This is a genomic window from Pseudonocardia sp. Ae717_Ps2, from assembly GCF_001932475.1.
GTDB lineage: Bacteria > Actinomycetota > Actinomycetes > Mycobacteriales > Pseudonocardiaceae > Pseudonocardia.
The window spans coordinates 3,898,267-3,916,366 of sequence record NZ_MCIS01000001.1; the positions used below are offsets into that span (position 1 = coordinate 3,898,267).

The window sequence follows — 18,100 nt, forward strand, 5'->3', positions numbered from 1 at the left end:
CGGACACACCGACTGCGCTAGCCTGGGGCGACCACACGACGTCGACGTCCGGGGGGTACGCCGATGCCTGCTCACGAGGCACCCGCTGCGGCCACCGTCGTGCCCCTGTGCCGCGCCGCCCGCCACGGCGACGCCGCCGGGGCCCGCTGCCCGCACTGCGCCCGCCCCACCCGCGACGACCGCGACGCCGTCGTGCTGCCGCTGCCCCGCCTGCGCGGCCACGAGGTGCTCGCCGGCGAGCTCTGACCACCGGTCGCACATCGGTCGCGCACCGCTCCGCCCCCCGCGGTGGTGACCCGCCTGTACCCGCGCCGATCGCCCTGTACCTGCGCTGGTCCGCCGCCGCGCGGGCATCCTCGTTCGCGCGGTGATCCCTTGTTCGCGCCGTGATGCGCCGGGCGCGCGGTGATCCGCCGTGCGCACGGTGATCCGCTGCACGCGCGGTGATCCGCTGCACGCACGGTGATCCGCTGCACGCACGGTGATCCGCTGCACGCGCGTGCCCGGATGCGCGCACCGAGCGGATCAGCGCGCGCACCGGGGATCACCGGTACCGGTGCCCGTCCACAATCGTGGGATTGCTCCACAGGAGGCGAACCCGTCCCGGTGTGGTGGCCGGATCCGGGCAGGGTCGGGACCGTGGACGAACCGCTGCTGCGCCGCGACCTGCTGAGACTCGGGACGACCGAGGCCGAGATCCGCACCGCCCTGCGCACCGGTCGCTGGACCGGTCTGCGTCCGGGCGTGTACCTGGAGACCGGCGACGAGCGTCTGCGGTTCGCCTCCACACGGCACGCGACCCTGGTGGAGGCGACGTTCCCCACCCTCGCCCCCGGGGCCGTGGTCAGCGGTCCCTCCGCCGCCGTGCGGCACGGCCTGCCGGTCTGGGGCGTCCCCCTGACCACGGTGCACGTCACCCGGGACCGCCCGTCCGGCGGGCGCGGCGGGCCGCGGCTGCGCGTGCACGCCTCACCCCTGGCCGACGGCGAGGTCGTCGACGTCGACGGCATCCCGACGACGTCGGTGGCCCGCACCGTCGTCGACGTGGCCCGCACCGCGCCGTTCGAGACCGCCGTGGCCGTCGCCGACGCGGCACTGCACCGGCATCTGGTCACGCCCGACCGTCTGCGCGACGCGGTGCTCGCCGCCTGCGGACGCCACGGGATCGGCCGGGCCCGGGCCGTCGTCGCGTTCGCCGACGCCCGCGCGGACGGGCCGGGCGAGTCGCGCAGCCGCGTCCGGATGGCGCGCCTGCACGTGGCGACCCCCGTACTGCAGCACCCCGTGCTCGACGACCGCGGTCACCGGATCGGCGTCGTCGACTTCTGGTGGCCGGACCACGGGGTGATCGGGGAGTTCGACGGCCTGGGCAAGTACGGGCGGTCGGTGCGTCCGGGAGAGGGCGCGGCGGACGCCGTCGTCCGGGAGAAGCGACGCGAGGACGCCCTGCGGGCCCGCCCCGAGGTGCGCACGGTCGTGCGCTGGACCTGGGACGACCTGGACGACTTCGCCGCCGTCGCGCACCGTCTCCCCCGCGCAGCATGATCCGCACCCCGCGCGGTGATCCGCTGTCCGCGCGTGCCCGGACGCGCGCGCGGAGCGGATCACCGCGCGGCGGTCGGATCACCGCGCGGCCGGCGGATCGACGCAGCGGCGGCAGGTCCGCGCAGCGGCGGCAGATCGATGCGAAGCCGGCAGATCCTCGCGACGCCGGCAGATCGGTGCGCCGGCAGGTCGGCGCTGCGGCGGATCAGCGCAGCGGATCAGCGCGGCGGATCAGCGCCGCGGACCGGCCTCGGGACCCCGGTCAGTCGGGCGGGCGCAGGACCGTCGACCCGAGTACGCGGCAGGCGAGCAGCGCCACCTCGACGTCGAGCCGGTCGTCGCCGAGGGGCCGGCCCCGCACCTCCTCGGCGCGGCGCAGCCGGTACTGCACGGTGTTCTTGTGCAGGTGCAGCTCGCCCGCCGCGGCGGCGAGGCTGCCGCCGCCGCGCAGGTAGGCCGCGAGGGTGTCGCGGAGCCGGGCGTGCTGCTCGTCGTCGATCGCGAGGTCGCCGAGGATCTCGGCGACCCGGTCGGCGAGCAGGTCGGTGCCCGCGTCGAGCAGCAGCAGCGGACCGAGGTCGTCGGCGGTGGTGACCGGCAGTCGGGCGGCGGGAACGGCGGCGGTGACGACCTCCTGCACCCGGCGGGCCCGGCGGTGCGCGCCGCGGAACCCGTCGAGGCCGCGGCCGGGTCCGCCGAGCGCGACCCACACCGGGCCGGGCGGCAGGGTGACCGGGCCACCCCCGCCCTGGTACCAGGCCCAGGAGGTGACCGCGTCCGGGGCGACGACCAGCGGGGCCCGCGAGCAGCCCAGGGCGACGCCGAGGTCGGCGACGGCGCGTTCCAGGGCCCGGCCGGGATCGGGGGCGTCCGGGTCGACCCAGAGCACCGCGGCCGCGTGCTCCCCCGCGACCGGGTGACCGAGCGCCGCCTCGACCTCGGTGACGGTCCCGCCGCGCCCGGCGAGCACGGCGTCGACCATCGCGAGCCGGGCGGCGTCGCGGCGGCGGACCCAGCCGTCGCGTTCGGCCTGGTGGACCGCGACCATCTCCTCGGAGACCCGGTCGACGTAGCCGAAGGCGACCGCCGTGAGCGCGCCGACGGCGTCGCCGACCTCGGCGGTCCCCAGCCCGGACCCGGCGATGCGGCCGATGAGCTCCTGCTGGAACACCGACTGCCCCAGCCGGTAGGCCCGCAGGACGACCGTGACCGGAACCCCCTGCTGGGCGAGGCGGCGGGCGATCTCCCCGGCGACCGGGGGCAGCGGCACCTCGTCCGGCGCCCGGCCGGTCAGCACGGCCAGCGCCCCCTCCAGCGACCCCTGCACGGTGGCGACCAGCAGCTCGCGCACGCGGGGGTCGCGGCCGAGCTCGGGCAACCCGGCGTCGATCTCGGCGAGCACCCGGGCGCCGAGCGCCTCGACGTCGTCGCGGACCTCGGTCGCGAGGCGGGCGAGCAGGTCGGTCACCGTCGACACGGGACCGACCGTAGCGCGACGCCCGCCCGGCTCCGGGGATCCGGTGCGGGGCGGGCGTCGCGCGGAGGTGCTCAGCTCTCCAGGGCCAGCGCGCGGGCGGGGCAGGCGCGGACGGCGGCGTCCACGTGCGACCGCTCGGACTCGGGCGGGTGCTCGTCGCGGACGACGACCACGTCGTCCTCCCCCACCTCGAACCAGCCGTCGGCCATCGCCTCACACATCCCGATGCCCTGGCAGGCGTCGAGGTCGGCGACGATGCGCATCAGACCTCCTCGGTGGTGAGCGCGACGAAGTCGACCTTCTCGCGGACCCCGCAGTCCGGGCAGCACCAGTCGTCGGGGATCTGCGACCACGGGGTGCCCGCCGGGAAGCCCTCGGCCTCGTTGCCCACGGCGACCTCGTAGGTGTAGCCGCAGCCGGGGCAGCGGGCGGCGGTGACGGCGTCGCTCTGGGCCCGCCGGGTGACGTCGGCCGCGGTCTCCGCGGCCGGGGCCGGGTCGGCGGGCGGCGGGTACGCGGCGAGCAGCTTCTCGCGCTTGCCGGGCTGCAGGTTGGCGTAACGCAGGTCGCCGTCGTAGTGGGCCACCACCAGCGGGTCCATCAGCCGGCGGAACACCGGCGGGACGGTCGCGGCCAGCATCATCCCGGTGTAGCCGGTCGGCAGGACCGGGGCCTCCGGGAAGTCGCGCAGCGTCTGGAACCGGCGGACCGGGTTCGCGTGGTGGTCGGAGTGGCGCTGCAGGTGGTAGAGCAGCACGTTGGTGGCGATGTTGTTGGAGTTCCAGGAGTGCTCGGGCAGCACGCGCTCGTAGCGGCGGCGGTCCGGCGGGCCGACCTTCTGGCGCAGCATCCCGTAGTGCTCCATGTAGTTCACCAGCTCGAGCAGGGTGAACCCGAAGACGGCCTGGATCAGCAGGTAGGGCAGCACGCCCCAGCCGAACAGCGCGATGATCGCGCCCCAGAGCACCACCGACATCAGCCAGGCGTTCAGCACGTCGTTGCCGATCCGGAACGGGTGCCGGTCGCGGCGGGCGTAGCGCTTGCGCTCCAGGCGCCAGGCGCTGGTCAGCGAGCCCAGCACGGTGCGCGGCCAGAAGCGGTAGAAGCTCTCGCCCATCCGGGCCGAGGCCGGGTCCTCCGGGGTGGAGACGCGCACGTGGTGGCCACGGTTGTGCTCGACGTAGAAGTGGCCGTAGAAGCTCGGGGCGAGCGCGATCTTCGCGGCCCAGCGCTCGACGTCCTCGCGCTTGTGGCCCAGCTCGTGGGCGGTGTTGATCGCGACGCCGGCGACGGTGCCGAGCGTGATCGCGAGGCCGATGTTGCCGACCACCGGGGCGCCCGCGGTGGCGATGTACCACATTCCCGCGAACAGGCCCGCGTACTGCAGCGGGAGGTAGGCGTAGGTGACCCAGCGGTAGTAGCGGTCCTCCTCCAGCTCCTCCATGATCTCGTCCGGCGGGTTCGTCGGGTCCTTGCCCGCGAACAGGTCGATCACCGGGACGATCACGAGGACGACGATCGGGCCCAGCCACAGCGCCACCGACCAGCCGGTGGCCAGGTGCAGCCCGATCGCGAGGAACGGGAGCACCGGCACCAGCAGGCCGAGCAGCCAGGCGTAGCGCTTGCCGTCCTGCCAGGTGTGTTCACCGTTCACCGGTTCGGACAGTGCATAGGTCCGCATCGGGTTCCTCCTCGCGTCGGCTCTGACGGAACGTCGCGAGCAGACGTTAGGGAGATCGGTCCGCGATTCCTCGGTCGTCGGGACCGAAGATCGGCGCCCCGTTCGGTCCCGCGGACCGAACGGGGCCCTGTTCAGCGGTCCCAGCGGAACAGCTGGACCGCGCCCACCGCACCGACCAACACCGCGACGACCAGCCCGACGACGGCGCCGGTGTCCGGCGGGACCCCGCGCCACGCCGTGCCGAGCAGCTCCGACGTCGCGCCGTAGGGCAGGGTCCGGCCGATCTCGGCGAGCGGGCCGGGCAGCGTCCGCGGGTCGCCGAACATGCCGCCCAGGAGCCCCGTGGCGAAGAACAGCAGCACCCCGCCCGCGACGGCCGCGTTCGCCGTCGGCGCCAGCGCCGCGACCAGCGCCCCCACCGCGAAGAACGCCGCCGTGCCCAGGACGAGCCCGCCCAGCGCCGCCCACGGCGCGGCGGGCATCCGCGCGCCGAACACCGGCACCGCGACCGCCAGCGCGACGCCGACACCGGCCGCGACCTGCCCGACCCCGACGACCGCCTGCGCGACCAGCACCGGGGCCGGGCCCGCGGGGGTGACCCCGAGCCGGCGCAGGACCCCGCCGCGGCGGTAGGACGCGACGAAGCTCGGCACGTTCACCATGCCGACCAGTGCGAGCACCGTGGCGACCGCGATCGGGAGCCCGACGACCTCCACCACCGAACGGCCACCGAGCACGTCGGGGGGCAGCTCCGGCACCGTCGCGCCGACCATCACCAGGATCAGCAGCGGCAGTACCAGCGGGACCACCAGTCCCGCGGTGTCCCGGGCGACCATTCTGGACTCCGCGGCGACGAGTGCCCGCCACCCGGCGAGCGGCAGCCCGGACCGGACCGGGGCGCTCACGCCGCCACCTCCCCCGCCGTCGCCGGGCGGTCGGCGCGGACCCGGTGCCCGGTCAGCGCCAGGAACGCCTCGTCGAGGCCGGGGCGCTCGGCACGCAGCCCGGTGGCGACGACACCCTGCCGGACGAGCTCCGCGCCGACCGGGCCGAGCAGCTCGCCCTCGCCGGTCACGGTGACGTCGTGCCCGACCCGGCAGACCTCCGCGACGCCGGGCAGGGCGAGCAGCGCGGCCCGGTCGAAGGCGGCGTCGGTCCGGAACCGGACGCGGTCCGCGAGCCCGGCCGCCGCGACGAGCCCGGCCGGGGCGGCGTCGGCGACGACCCGGCCGGCGTCGAGCAGCAGGACCCGGTCGCAGAGCCGCTCGACCTCGTCCATCCGGTGGCTGACCAGCAGCACCGCGACCCCGTCGGCGGTGAGGTCGCGCACCAGGTCGAGCACGGTCTCCCGGGAGGCCGGGTCCAGGCCGGTGGTCAGCTCGTCGAGGATCACCACCCGGGGTGCCCCGACCAGCGCGAGCGCCACCGACAGGCGCTGCGCCTGGCCGCCGGAGAGCCGGTCGAACCGGGTCCCGGCCTGCGCGGACAGCCCGACCGCCTCGAGCAGCTCCACCGGGTCGCGCCCGGTGCGGTGCAGGGACCGGTGCAGGTGCACCAGCTCGGCGGCGGTGAGCATGTCGTGCAGGGCGGCCTCCTGCAGCTGCACCCCCAGGACCGCGCGGACGGCGCGTCGGTCCCGGCGCGGGTCCAGCCCGAGCACCCGTACCGTGCCGGAGTCGGGGGCGCGCAGCCCCGCGACGCACTCGACGGTCGTCGTCTTGCCGGCCCCGTTGGGTCCGAGCAGCCCGACGACCGACCCCGCGGGCACCGACAGGTCGACCCCGTCGGCGGCCACCGTCTCGCCGTAGCGCTTGTGCAGCCGGTGCACCTCGATCGCATCCATGCCGGTCACAGTGGCGGCCGGACCGGGGCCGGGGTCAGTGCCGGACGTCGTGAACCCGGGCCATGACTTCCGGCACTGGGGACCCCGCCGCACCGTGCCCTACCGTGTCCGACGTGCGCCGGATCGACCCGAACGTCGTGGCCGGACTCATCATGAGTGTGCTGTGCGGGGTCCTCGCCGTCCCGGTGGCGCTGGAGCAGGCCGCCGGCGCCGCGAGCCCGCTCGGCCCGCCGTGGCTGTGGTGGGTCGCCTACGCCGCGTTCCTCGTCGCGCTGGTGGTGGGGGGCTGGCTGGACGAGGTCGTCGGCGTGACCGCGACCCGGGCGCTGCTCGCGCTGATGGTGGTCGCCGCGGCGGCGCTGGTCCTGATCGGCGCGCCGTTCGGCTGGCTGCCGATCTTCCTGGTCGTGACCGCGGCCATCTCCACCTACCACCTGCCGGGCCGGGTCACCGCGGCGATCGTCGTGGTCAACGTCGGGGTGGCCGCGGTGGCGACGCTGATCGCGGGGGATTCGGTGCAGGTCGCGGCGGTGACCGGCGCGATCTACCTGCTGCTGCAGAGCGCCTCGGTGCTGCTCCTCGTGACGCTGCACCGCGAGGAGGCGTCACGACGGCGGCTGGCCGCCGCGCACGCCGAGCTCGCGGCCGCGGGCGCCGCGCTCGCCGAGACCAGCCGGACACAGGAACGGCTGCGGATCTCCCGCGAGCTGCACGACCTCGTCGGGCACCAGCTCACCGCCCTCGCCCTGGAGCTGGAGATCGCCACGCACACCGGCGCCGACCCGGGCGGGCACGTCGCGCGGGCCCGCACGCTGGCCGGTGACCTGCTCACCGACGTCCGCACGACCGTCGGGCAGCTGCGCGGCCGCGCCCCGGACCTGGCGGCCACCCTGGAGAGGATCGCCGGGCAGCTGCCCCGCCCGGTGGTGCACGTGTACGTCGCCGACGGGGTCGCCGCCGACGAGGAACGGACCCTCGCGGTGGTCCGCTGCGTGCAGGAGATCCTCACCAACGCCATCCGGCACTGCGACGCGGACACCGTGTGGATCGACCTGTCCCCCGTCCCCGGCGGCGGCCTGCGGCTGTCCGCCCGCGACGACGGCCGCGGCCCCGCCGCCGACGTGGTCCCCGGGAACGGGCTGCGCGGCCTGGCCGAACGGGCCGAGGCGTTCGGCGGGTCGGTCGACTGGGGCCCCGCCGCACCGCGCGGGTTCGTCGTCACGGCGGTGCTGCCGTGACCGGGCCCACGACGTCCGGTGGCCGGCCGGTGCGCGTGGTGCTCGTCGACGACCAGACCCTGGTCCGGCACGGCATCCGCGGGCTGCTCGGCCTGGCCGACGGGGTCGAGGTCGTCGCCGAGGCCGGGGACGGCGCGGAGGGGGTGGCCGCCGTCGTCGAGCACGACCCGGACGTGCTGCTGCTGGACCTGCGCATGCCCCGTCACGACGGGCTGTGGGCGCTGGCCGAGCTGCGCTCGCGCGGGCTCGACGTGCCGGTGCTCGTCCTCACCACCTTCGACGACGACGAGCTGGTCCTGTCCGCGCTGCGCGCCGGGGCCCGCGGATACCTGCTCAAGGACGTGACCCTCGACCAGCTCGTCGGCGCGGTGCGGACCCTCGCCGACGGCGGCACCCTGATCAGCCCGGCCGTCACCGACCGGTTGCTGCGCGCGGTGCGCGACGGCCCGCCCCCGGCCGACGACGGCTCCGGCGTCGCCCCGCAGGACCTGTCGGCCCGCGAGGTCGAGGTGCTGCGGCTGCTCGCCGCCGGGCACAGCAACCGTGAGATCGCGCAGGTCCTCGTGCTGGCGGAGGGCACGGTGAAGAACCACGTGTCCAGCGTGCTGCTGAAACTGGGCACGCGGGACCGGACCCGCGCGGTGCTGCGGGCCCTGCACCACGGCCTGCTCGACCCGCCACGGGGCCGGGACGGGGCCTGACCCGGCCGTCCGACGGTGACGTGGCGGCGGGTCACGATCGCGCTCCGTGGTCACGGGTGTCACCCGTTCCGACGCGATTGAGCTGCCCGTTCCCGGGTAACCCTCACTCAGCCGGGTGAGGATCGACGGAAGGATCGTCATGACCGACACACAGAGGGTCCTCCGTTCCGGACTCCGTCGGTGTCGTCGTCGGACGGGCGCCTGCCGCCGATCCGCCGGCGGCCTCCGGTGACGCCGGACCTCGCCCGGGCCACCGACGCCGTCAGCAGGCTGATCGACGAGCTCGGTCCGGCCGTCAGCCGGGACGCCGTGGTCGCCGCCGTCGCGCAGGCCTGTGACGACCTGCGCGGCAGCCCGGTGGGTGCGCTGCCCGAGCTGGTCGAGCGGCTGGCCAGGGCCCGCCTGGAGCAGTCGACCGCAGGCCTCTGAGCCGCCCGCTCCGGCATGGGGAGCCGGGCGTCCGGGTACCCCCGCCCGATGAGCGACGACGAGAACGACACCGGACGCGCGAGTCCCCCGATCGACCCGGCACGTGCGCTCGACGAACTCGAGGAACGCGTGCTCGGCAAGCGGGTCGACGCCGGCGACACCGAGGCCGACCGCGAGGAGTCCTCGGACGACACCACGTCGGAGGGCTCGGCCGAGCCGGAACCCGTCGAGGGTGCCGGCGAGCCGGGCGACGCCGGAACCGGGGTGGACGCCCCCACCGACTGAGGCCGTCCCGCCCATCGGGCGCTCCCCGCGGGCCCCGGCACGGTCGTCCGGGTCCGGACGCAGCCCGACCGGACCCGGACGCACTGCGTCATGTCCCGACGGTGACGTACGGAACACAACCGACATAAGGTGCCTTCTCGACGATGCCGTCCCAGGAGGTACCAATGACCGACGTGTCCGACCGTTCCGCACCACCGGGTACCGGGACCCGTTCCCGCGCCTGGGTCATCGCCCTGTGCTGGACGGCGATCGTCGTCGACGGCTACGACCTCATCGTCTACGGCACCGTGCTGCCCACCCTGATCTCCGGCGAGTGGGCGCTCGACGCGGGCACCGCGGGCTGGATCGGGTCACTGGCACTAGTCGGCATGCTCGTCGGCGCGCTGCTCGCCGGGACCGTCACCGACCACATCGGCCGACGCCGACTGATGATCATCTGCATCGCCTGGTTCTCGGTCGCGATGGCGCTCTGTGCCCTCGCGCCGTCCCCGGAGGTGTTCGGCCTGCTGCGGTTCGTCGCGGGCATCGGGCTGGGCGGGGTGGTGCCGACCGCGATCGCGCTGACCGTCGAGTACGCCCCGGCCGGGCGGCGCAACGCGGCGAACGCCCTGATGTTCTCCGGCTACTCCGTCGGCGGCGTCGTCGCGGCGCTGTCCGGGATCGTGCTGCTGGAGCAGCTGGGCTGGCGGGCGCTGTTCTGGATCGGCGCCGGGGTCGGCGCGGTGCTGCTCCTCGTCGTCGCCGTGGCGCTGCCGGAGTCGGTGGCCTACCTGGTCGGGCGCGGTCGCCGCGCCGAGGCGGCCGCGCTGGCCGCCCGCTACGGGATGCCGGTCCCCGACGACGCCCCGCCCGGTGCCGGCCGCGCCGGGCTGCGTGCGCTGCTCGACCGCCACCACCTGCGCGGCACGCTGCTGTTCTGGGTCGGCACCGGGTTCGGGCTGCTGCTGGTCTACGGCCTCAACACGTGGCTCGCCCAGATCATGCGCCAGGCCGGCTACCCGCTGGGCGGGGCACTGGCGTTCCTGCTGGCGCTCAACCTGGGCGCGATCGTCGGGGCGCCGCTGCTCGGGGCGCTCGCCGACCGCATCGGGCCGCGCCCGGTCGTCACCGGGATGTTCCTCACCGCGGCGGCGTCGATCCTGCTGCTGATGAACCGCTTCCCGACGCCGGTGCTGCTCGGCCTGATCGCCGTCGCCGGGGCCTGCACGATCGGCACGACGATCATCGTGAACTCCTACACCGCCACCTTCTACCCCGAGCACCTGCGCGCCGCCGGGCTCGGCTGGTCGCTGGGGATCGGCCGGATCGGGGCCATCGCGGGTCCGCTCTACGGCGGCGTCGTGATGGCGACCGGGGCCGGGTTCGCCGCGAACTTCCTCGCCTTCGCGATCCCCGCCGTGCTCGGCGCGATCGTCATGGTGCTGGTGCCGCGGGGCGCCGCGACGCACCCGTGACGGGGCACGTGCGCAGGCCGCGCGCGACCGTCGACACCACCGGATGATCGCCGGGAGTGGAGCGCGCAGCGCAGTGCGCCGCCCCGTGCACTCCACTCCCGGCGATCACCGACGGCCCGGCGTCACCGCCCGGACAGGCGCGAGCGCAGCCGCGCCACCGGCCCGGGGGTCGCGAGCCGGTCGGCGACCAGGAACCCCGACGCCCCGCCCAACCCCGGACCGGGGTGGGTGGACGCGCCGATCTGCCACAGCCCGGGCACCGGCGTCGCGTGCCCGCCGGAGGTCGGCAACGGCCGCCACCAGAAGTTCTGGTCCAGCTCGGCCGACCCGGCGTAGGGGTCCCCGCGCAGCGCGTTCGGGTTGTGCGCGGCGATCGCGGTCGGGTCGAGCACGTCGACCCGGCCGACGAGCTCGCGCAGGCCCGGCGCGTGCGCGGCGACCCGGTCGAGGACCCGCTCGGCGTAGCCCTGGGTGAGGGTGGCGTCCCAGCCGTCGGCGGTGTCCAGCTCGCCCGCCGCGTCGCCGACCGGGGCGAAGGGCAGCTCCTGGAGCTGCAGCCACAGCGCGGCGGCGCCCTCGGGGACCCGGGTCGGGTCGAGCACGTGCTGCTGCCCCACGACGACGGTCGGCCGGCGCGGCAGCAGCCCCGCCTCCGCCTCGGCGCAGGCGATCGCGGTCGAGTCGGACCCGTCGCAGACGTGGACCAGGGGGACCTCGCGCAGCCGGGTGTCGGCCCACGGGACCGGCCCGGACAGCGTCACGTGGATCTGCATCGCGGCCCGACCCGGGCGGTAGCGGGCGGCGGCGTCGGCCACCGGCGGCGGCACCACGGTGGGCGGGAGCAGCGAGCCGTAGAGCGCCGGCGGGGTCACCGAGGCCAGCACCGCGCGCCGCGCCCGGAACGCGAACCCGTCACCGGCGACGCCCGTCGCGCGCCCGGAGGCGACCGTGACCCGCTCGACCCGGCAGCCGGTGTGCACCGCGACGCCGAGCTCGTCGAGCAACCGCTCCCAGGCGGTGAGGAAGTGGCCCGCCCCGCCGGTGACGACCGGCAGCCCGGCACCGTGCATGGTCGCGGCGAAGATCGGGACCATGAGCCCGCCGGACGCGGAGTCCGGGGCCAGGCCGGCGTGCAGCAGCCACGGCGCCCAGAGCCGGTCGGTCTCCGGACCGGTGAACCGGGCGCGCATCCAGGACCGGCCGGAGGTCAGCGCGTCGCGGGCGTAGGTCTCCATCCCGGCGACGCCCGCGGCGCGGGCCAGCGTCGCGACCGGGCCGAGCGTGCCGGGGGCGTGCAGCTCGGCGCCGAGGAGCCCGCCGATCCCGGCGGCGTGCGCGCCGAACCGGTCGACCATGGCGCGGTAGGCGTCGCGGTCGGCCGCCTCGGCGAACCCGGCGACGGTCGCCTCGACCGACCGGTGGGCGAGCGCGACCGAGCCGTCGCCCGCGACCGTCGCGGTGAGCGGGCCGTCGGTGTTGGCGTAGGCGAGGCCGTGCCGGTGCAGGTCGTCGCCGAAGGCGGCGTAGGCCGGGCCGGTGACGAACAGCGGGTGCCAGCTCGACCAGGTGTCGTGGACGAACCCGTCGTGCTCCTCGGCGGCGACGAACCCACCGACCCGGTCGTGGTCGTCGACGAGCGCGACCGACCAGCCCCCGCGGGCGAGTCGGGCGGCCGCGGCCAGACCGTTGATGCCGCCGCCGACGACGACGGCGTCGTACGTGGCGTGCACGGCTCAGCCCTCGACCAGTGCGAGCACGCGCGCCGGGCTGCCCGAGCCGCCGACGATCGGCAGCGGGCACACCACCAGCACCGCGCCGGTGGCCGGGAGCTGGTCGAGGTTGCGCAGGCTGGTCAGCCCCCACTTGTCCGCGCCCATCAGCTCGGAGTGGCACGGGAACGCCGGCTCCAGGTTCGGCGCCTGCCCCGCGTCGGTGCCCACGGTCTCCACGCCCAGGCCGGTGATCGGGGTCTCGCGCGCCAGCCACCGCGCGCACTCCGGGGCGACGCCCGGGGTGTGCGGGCCGTTCTCGTCGGCGTTGGCGAAGGCCGCCCCGTCCTCGCCGCGGGCGGACCACCCGGTGCGCAGCAGCAGCCACCCGCCCGCGGGCAGCGGGCCGTTCTCCGCCTCCCACGCCGCGACGTCGGCGATCTGCAGCAGGTAGTCGGGGTCCTTCTCGGCCTCGGCGGTCCGGTCGATCACCGCGACCGGCGCGACGAGGGTCGACAGCGGCGCCTGCGAGACGTCGAGGCCGTCCCTGCCGGTGATCCAGTGGTTGGGCGCGTCGAGGTGGGTGCCGGTGTGCTCGCCGGTGCGGATGTTGTTCCAGTACCAGGCCGGGCCGCGGTCGTCGTAGCGGGAGATCTCCTCCAGCTCGAACCGCGCGGTCTGGCCGAACGGCTCGGGCAGCTCGAGGATCGGCGTCGAGGCCTGCAGCGGGGTCGTCAGGTCGACGACCCGGACCGAGCCGGAACGCGCGGCGTCGAGCAGGGCGGAGAGGACGGACACGGGGACCTCCAGGTCGGTCGGGACGTGCCGGACAGCTTCGTCGCACCGATGCGTGTCCGGCCATCCGTTCCGCGCGGCGGCTGTCCGCTCAGGGTCAGCCGCCCAGGGGTCGGCCGCCCGGGGTCAGCCGCGCAGGGTCTCCGACGGCGACTCCCCGAACCGCTCCCGGTAGGCGACGGCGAACCGGCCCAGGTGCGCGAAGCCCCAGTCCGCGGCGACCTGGGACACCGTGCGCCGGGTCGGGTCGGACTCGGTGAGCTCGGCCCGCACACCGGCCAGCCGTGCCTCGCGCAGCCGCGCGGTCGGCGTGGTGTCGAGGTGGCGGCGGAAGCCCTCCTGCAGGCTGCGGACCGAGAGCCCGACGGCCTCGGCGACGTCGTCGACGGTCAGTGGCTCGCGCGCGTGCCCCTCGATCAGCGCCTCCGCGCGGCGGATCACCTTCGGCACCGCGGGCGGCGGGTCGGCCGCGGCGAGCAGCTCGTCGCTGGACGAGTGCGGCACCGCGGCGAGCAGCTGGCTCATCAGCAGCTGCTCGGCCTGGGCACGCAGCACGGGGTGGGTGAGGCCGCCGGGGCCGTCGAGGTCGGTGCGGACCATGTCCACCGTCGACAGCCAGGACCGCGCGGCCGGGGTGGTGAGGTCGACGCTGGTCGCCAGCCGCAGCGGCTTCGACGGCGGGCGGCCCAGCAGCCGGTGCAGCTGCCCGGTCAGCGCCTCGCGCTCGACCCGCACGATGAGCTGCTCGTTCCCGGACTCCCAGGTCATGTCGAGGCCGGCGTCCGGGTCGGGCACCGACGCCGTGCGGGCGTCGGAGACGACCTCGGTGCCGCCGGTGCGCACCAGGGCGCGCCCGGAGAGCGGGATCTGGACCAGGACGAACGAGCGCAGCGGCTGCGGCCTGATCCGTACCGCCGACCCGTAGGACAGGTAGGACAGCCCGACCGCCCCGAACGCGGCCGTGTTGAACCGGACCGGCGCCGGTGTCGCCCGGTCCACCGGCTCCAGCCGGTGCGGGCAGAACACCTCGCCGACCCGCTCGCGGGCCTCCTCCAGGTCCGGCGAGTGCACCCGTCGGAAACCGCTCAGCACCTCGGTCATGGCACCTCCTCGTGCTCGACCCCGGTTCGTGCGTCCCGGCCGCGTCCCACGGACAGCGACCGCGTGGTGGGGATAGTCACGCCCACCATATAGCCAAATGATGACTGCCATCACGCGTCCGCTAGATGACCGTCATGTTTCGGAGGCTCCCATGACTGACCTGCACGGCCGCACGGTGCTGGTGACCGGCGGATCGACCCTGGTCGGGCACGGTGTCGTCCGTGCCCTGCACGCCGTCGGGGCGTCCGTCGCGATCGCCGACATCGACGAGGCCGGCGCGAAGCCGCTGCTCGACGAGCTCGGCGGGCGCGTCGCGTTCCACCGCACCGACATCACCGACGACGACGCGGTGGCCGCCACCGTCGCCGCCGTCGCCGCCCCGTCCGGCCTGCACGGCCTGGTGAACCTGGCGTGCAGCTACCTCGACGAGGGCGCCGACACCGGTCGGGCCGACTGGCTGCGCGCGCTGGAGGTCAACCTGGTCAGCGCGGTGCAGGCCACCCGGACCGCGCGGCCCCACCTCGCGGCGGCCCGCGGCGCGGTGGTCAACCTGACCTCGATCTCGTCGAAGGTCGCCCAGACGGGGCGCTGGGTCTACCCGGCGTCGAAGGCCGCGCTGGTGCAGGTCACCCGCTCCATGGCGATGGACCTCGCTGGCGACGGCATCCGGGTCAACTCGGTCTCCCCGGGCTGGACCTGGTCGAAGATCATGGACGACCTGTCCGGCGGCGACCGTGCGCACACCGACCGCGTCGCCGCCCCGTTCCATCTGACGGGCCGCGTCGGCGACCCGGACGAGGTCGGCGCCGTCGTCGCCTTCCTGCTCTCCCCGGCCGCCTCCGCCGTCACCGGCGCCGACTGGGCCGTCGACGGCGGCTACTCGGCGATGGGTCCGGAGCAGGCCGTTCCCGCCATCCCCCAGCTCGCGACCGCTTCGGAGTGACCACCATGAAGATCGCCGTCGTCGGGGCCGGATTCGCCGGCCTCTCCTCCGCCAAGGTCCTGACCGGTTTCGGTCACGACGTCACCGTGTTCGAGAAGGCGCCGGACGTCGGCGGGGTGTGGAGCGCGAGCCGCCGCTATCCCGGCCTGACCACGCAGAACGACAAGGGCACCTACTCGCTGTCGGACTTCCCGATGCCGAAGCACTACCCGGAGTGGCCGTCCGGGCAGCAGGTGCAGGAGTACCTGGAGTCCTACGCCCGCCACTTCGGCATCCGCGACGCGGTGCGCACCGACACCGAGGTGCTCTCCGCCGAGCCGCGCGAGGGCGGCGGCTGGACCGTCACCACCGCGGGCGCGTCCGCCGGGGTGGGCGAGTTCGACCACCTCGTCGTCGCGAACGGGATCTTCTCCGAGCCGTTCCTGCCGCCGCTGCCCGGTACCGAGGAGTACCGCGCCGCGGGCGGGCGGTACTGCGCGCCGTCGGACTTCACCGACATCGACGACGCCCGCGACCGCGACGTCGTCGTGATCGGCTACGGCAAGTCCGGCTGCGACGTGGCGGTGGCCCTGAACAGCGTGTCGCGCACGACCACCGTGGTGGCCCGCGAGCTGCTGTGGAAGATGCCCCGCCGGATCGGCGGTGCCCTGAACTACAAGTACCTGCTGCTCACCCGACTCGGCGAGGGGCTGTTCCGCTACGCCCACCTCGCCGGCTTCGAGAAGTTCCTGCACGGCCCGGGCAAGGGCGTGCGCAACGGGATGATGTCGAGCCTGCAGGGCCAGATCGTGCGCCAGCTCGGGCTGCAGAAGCTGGGCCTGGTGCCGGGCGGGTCGCTGGAGGACATCGCGCGCTCCACGGTGTCGCTGGCCACCGAGGGCTTCTACGAGGCCGTCGCCGACGGCTCGATCACCGTCCACCGCGACACGCTCATCAGCGCGCTCGGTGCCCGCGACGGCAGGCCCGTCGCGATCCTGTCCGACGGCACCGAGGTCCCGGCCGACGTGGTCGTCGCGGCGACGGGGTTCCACCAGCGGGTGCCGTTCCTCTCCCAGGACGTGCGGGACCGGCTGGTCGACGAGCGCGGCAACTTCGAGCTCTACCGCCAGATCCACCCGCACACCGTGGCGGACCTGAGCTTCTGCGGGTACAACTCCTCGTTCCTGTCCCCGCTGTCGGCCGAGGTCGCGGCGCTGTGGATCGGGGTGCACCTGGCGGGCGGGATCGACCTGCCGTCGGTGGAGCAGCGGCGCGCCTTCGTGCAGGAGCGGCTGCGGTGGATGGAGGAGCGCACCGAGGGCAAGCACGCCCGCGGTACGAACATCATCCCGTTCTCGCTGCACAACATCGACGAGATGCTCTCCGACCTGGGCGCCGGCATCGGACGGCGCCGCCGCCTGGCCGAGTGGCTGCTGCCGGTCGACCCCGGTGTGTACGCCCGGATCACCGCCGAGCTGACCGCCCGGCACGCCCCGCTCACCGCGGCCGGGGCGGACCGGCGGCCGGGGGCCCCGTTGCGGGCCGCCGGGTGACGAGCACCGCTCCCCCGCGACGCGCCGCACCGCCCCTCCCGGACGGTGCGGCGCGTCGCCGCGTTGCGGGGGCCGACCCGACCACCGCCCCAACCACCGACCCGACCACCGCGCCGACACCCCGCCGTCGGCCCGGCGCACGGCCCGGCCGACGCTCGCGGCCGTACGATGCCGACGTGACGACCGTCGCCGAACCGGAGGAGATCCTCGCGCCCGTCCCGCCGCGACGGCTGATCGTGTCGGTGTACGGGCTCTACGCCCGCGAACGCGGCGGCGCCCTGTCGGTGTCGTCGCTGGTGCGCCTGCTCGGCGGGCTCGGGGTCGACAGCCAGGCCGTGCGCTCGGCGGTGTCGAGGCTGAAGCGGCGTGGTCTGCTGGAGCCGCAGAAGGTCGGCGGCGCCGCCGGGTACCGGCTGTCGGCCGCGCTGGCCGACGTGCTCGCCGAGGGCGACGAGCGGATCTTCTCCCGGCGCCGCGCCGGTGCCGGGGAGGGCTGGCTGCTGGTGGCCTTCTCGGTGCCCGAATCGGCCCGTGACCAGCGTCATCAGCTGCGCAGCCTGCTGATCCGGCTCGGCCTGGGCACCGTGGCTCCGGGCCTGTGGGTCGCGCCGGCGCACCTGGAGGCCGAGGTCTCGCACGCGCTGGACCGCGCCGGTCTGCGCGGGTACACCGAGCTGTTCCGCAGCCGGCACGTCGCCGGACGCCCGCTGCGCGAGACCGTCGCGTCCTGGTGGGACCTCGACGCCCTCGCCGCGCAGTACTCGGCGTTCGTCGCCCGCCACGAGCCGGTGATGCGCGCCTGGCGCGACGCCGACGGCACAGCCGAGCAGGCCTTCGCCGACTACGTGACGCTGGTGACCGTCTGGCGACGCCTCCCCTACCTCGACCCGGGCCTGCCGCTGGAGGCGCTGCCCGAGAACTGGGTCGGCGACCGCGCCGAGGACCTGTTCGGCGACCTGCGGGCCCGGCTGGCCGGCCCGGCACGGGAGCACGTCAGCAGCGTCCTGGACGCCTGAGCCTCCGGGAACCGCGCCGTGCGACCGGTGGCCTGCGGGGGCAGCGCAGTCGTGCCCACCGGCCACGGGCCCCGTGCGTCGCCGGAGCAGGGACGGGCCGTCGCCCGGCAGGACGATCACGGGCAGGCGCCCGCCCGGCTGGGCGACCGCCCGGCTGGGCGACCGCCCGGCTGGGCAACCGCCCGGCGGAGCGACCACGCGGGCAGGAGGTCGAACGATTCGCTTACCCGGTAAGCGAGTTCGCCGGGGTCGGGCGCCGGGGCGACGGCGCCGCACCGCACCGCACCGCGCCGCACCGCGCCGCACCGCGCCGCGAGTGCACCCTGCCCCGGGTCAGGCCGAGGGCCGATG

The 18,100-nt window shown here is 75.5% G+C and carries 18 protein-coding genes; 10 read left to right on the top strand and 8 right to left on the bottom strand.

Features of this window, described 5'->3' with window-relative positions:
• The first annotated feature begins 63 nt into the window (after window positions 1–63).
• Together Ae717Ps2_RS36200 and Ae717Ps2_RS17825 are read left to right on the top strand one after the other, a co-directional pair.
• Entirely contained in the window at window positions 64–246 is a 183-nt protein-coding gene (locus tag Ae717Ps2_RS36200) for a hypothetical protein (protein WP_139318772.1), read from the top strand.
• A gap of 393 nt (window positions 247–639) precedes the next feature.
• Window positions 640–1,545 (top strand): hypothetical protein, encoded by a 906-nt coding sequence (locus Ae717Ps2_RS17825; RefSeq protein ID WP_043279496.1) that lies wholly within the window; start codon window positions 640–642, stop codon window positions 1,543–1,545.
• A gap of 262 nt (window positions 1,546–1,807) precedes the next feature.
• Here the strand turns inward: Ae717Ps2_RS17825 and Ae717Ps2_RS17830 are convergent, their stop codons facing one another.
• From Ae717Ps2_RS17830 to Ae717Ps2_RS17850, 5 genes are all read right to left on the bottom strand, one after another.
• A complete protein-coding gene (locus Ae717Ps2_RS17830) occupies window positions 1,808–3,022 on the bottom strand; it encodes a CdaR family transcriptional regulator (protein WP_075307466.1) in 1,215 nt (404 codons plus the stop codon).
• A 71-nt stretch (window positions 3,023–3,093) separates the two neighbouring features.
• Complete coding sequence (locus tag Ae717Ps2_RS17835) at window positions 3,094–3,285, bottom strand: ferredoxin (RefSeq protein WP_020622593.1); 192 nt, start codon at window positions 3,283–3,285, stop codon at window positions 3,094–3,096.
• On the bottom strand, window positions 3,285–4,703 hold the full coding sequence (locus Ae717Ps2_RS17840; RefSeq protein WP_075307468.1) for a fatty acid desaturase: 1,419 nt from the start codon (window positions 4,701–4,703) through the stop codon (window positions 3,285–3,287). The genes Ae717Ps2_RS17835 and Ae717Ps2_RS17840 overlap by 1 nt, the downstream gene beginning before the upstream one ends.
• Window positions 4,704–4,834: 131 nt before the next feature.
• Window positions 4,835–5,608 carry an ABC transporter permease gene (locus Ae717Ps2_RS17845; protein ID WP_075307470.1) on the bottom strand — a complete coding sequence of 258 codons (774 nt, stop codon included), beginning with the start codon at window positions 5,606–5,608 and terminating at the stop codon, window positions 4,835–4,837.
• A complete protein-coding gene (locus Ae717Ps2_RS17850; RefSeq protein WP_043277435.1) occupies window positions 5,605–6,546 on the bottom strand; it encodes an ABC transporter ATP-binding protein in 942 nt (313 codons plus the stop codon). The genes Ae717Ps2_RS17845 and Ae717Ps2_RS17850 overlap by 4 nt, the downstream gene beginning before the upstream one ends.
• A 104-nt stretch (window positions 6,547–6,650) precedes the next feature.
• Here Ae717Ps2_RS17850 and Ae717Ps2_RS17855 point away from each other — a divergent pair, with 104 nt between their 5' ends.
• The 5 genes from Ae717Ps2_RS17855 (at window position 6,651) to Ae717Ps2_RS17875 (ending at window position 10,653) form a co-directional block, all read left to right on the top strand.
• Window positions 6,651–7,784 carry a sensor histidine kinase gene (locus Ae717Ps2_RS17855; protein WP_083702408.1) on the top strand — a complete coding sequence of 378 codons (1,134 nt, stop codon included), beginning with the start codon at window positions 6,651–6,653 and terminating at the stop codon, window positions 7,782–7,784.
• Entirely contained in the window at window positions 7,781–8,485 is a 705-nt protein-coding gene (locus Ae717Ps2_RS17860) for a response regulator transcription factor (RefSeq protein WP_233147609.1), read from the top strand. The genes Ae717Ps2_RS17855 and Ae717Ps2_RS17860 overlap by 4 nt, the downstream gene beginning before the upstream one ends.
• A gap of 180 nt (window positions 8,486–8,665) precedes the next feature.
• On the top strand, window positions 8,666–8,914 hold the full coding sequence (locus tag Ae717Ps2_RS17865; RefSeq protein WP_075307472.1) for a three-helix bundle dimerization domain-containing protein: 249 nt from the start codon (window positions 8,666–8,668) through the stop codon (window positions 8,912–8,914).
• Window positions 8,915–8,962: 48 nt separating this feature from the next.
• Window positions 8,963–9,199 (top strand): hypothetical protein, encoded by a 237-nt coding sequence (locus Ae717Ps2_RS17870; protein WP_139318774.1) that lies wholly within the window; start codon window positions 8,963–8,965, stop codon window positions 9,197–9,199.
• Between the two features lie 164 nt (window positions 9,200–9,363).
• Window positions 9,364–10,653 carry an aromatic acid/H+ symport family MFS transporter gene (locus Ae717Ps2_RS17875; RefSeq protein WP_075307476.1) on the top strand — a complete coding sequence of 430 codons (1,290 nt, stop codon included), beginning with the start codon at window positions 9,364–9,366 and terminating at the stop codon, window positions 10,651–10,653.
• A gap of 122 nt (window positions 10,654–10,775) precedes the next feature.
• Here the strand turns inward: Ae717Ps2_RS17875 and Ae717Ps2_RS17880 are convergent, their stop codons facing one another.
• The 3 genes from Ae717Ps2_RS17880 to Ae717Ps2_RS17890 all read right to left on the bottom strand — a co-directional run bounded on the left by Ae717Ps2_RS17880 (window position 10,776) and on the right by Ae717Ps2_RS17890 (window position 14,258).
• Entirely contained in the window at window positions 10,776–12,383 is a 1,608-nt protein-coding gene (locus Ae717Ps2_RS17880; protein WP_075307478.1) for an NAD(P)/FAD-dependent oxidoreductase, read from the bottom strand.
• A 3-nt stretch (window positions 12,384–12,386) separates the two neighbouring features.
• Complete coding sequence (locus Ae717Ps2_RS17885; RefSeq protein ID WP_075307480.1) at window positions 12,387–13,160, bottom strand: cyclase family protein; 774 nt, start codon at window positions 13,158–13,160, stop codon at window positions 12,387–12,389.
• A gap of 123 nt (window positions 13,161–13,283) precedes the next feature.
• Complete coding sequence (locus Ae717Ps2_RS17890; RefSeq protein ID WP_075307482.1) at window positions 13,284–14,258, bottom strand: AraC family transcriptional regulator; 975 nt, start codon at window positions 14,256–14,258, stop codon at window positions 13,284–13,286.
• A gap of 151 nt (window positions 14,259–14,409) precedes the next feature.
• Between Ae717Ps2_RS17890 and Ae717Ps2_RS17895 the strand changes: the two genes are divergently transcribed.
• The 3 genes from Ae717Ps2_RS17895 to Ae717Ps2_RS17905 all read left to right on the top strand — a co-directional run bounded on the left by Ae717Ps2_RS17895 (window position 14,410) and on the right by Ae717Ps2_RS17905 (window position 17,749).
• Window positions 14,410–15,201: an SDR family oxidoreductase gene (locus Ae717Ps2_RS17895; protein ID WP_020623151.1), complete on the top strand. Its 792-nt coding sequence runs from the start codon at window positions 14,410–14,412 to the stop codon at window positions 15,199–15,201.
• Window positions 15,202–15,206: 5 nt separating this feature from the next.
• Window positions 15,207–16,733, top strand: coding sequence for an NAD(P)/FAD-dependent oxidoreductase (locus tag Ae717Ps2_RS17900; RefSeq protein WP_075312094.1), 1,527 nt, complete (start codon window positions 15,207–15,209; stop codon window positions 16,731–16,733).
• A 176-nt stretch (window positions 16,734–16,909) separates the two neighbouring features.
• Complete coding sequence (locus Ae717Ps2_RS17905) at window positions 16,910–17,749, top strand: PaaX family transcriptional regulator C-terminal domain-containing protein (RefSeq protein WP_075333630.1); 840 nt, start codon at window positions 16,910–16,912, stop codon at window positions 17,747–17,749.
• Window positions 17,750–18,100: the final 351 nt, after the last annotated feature.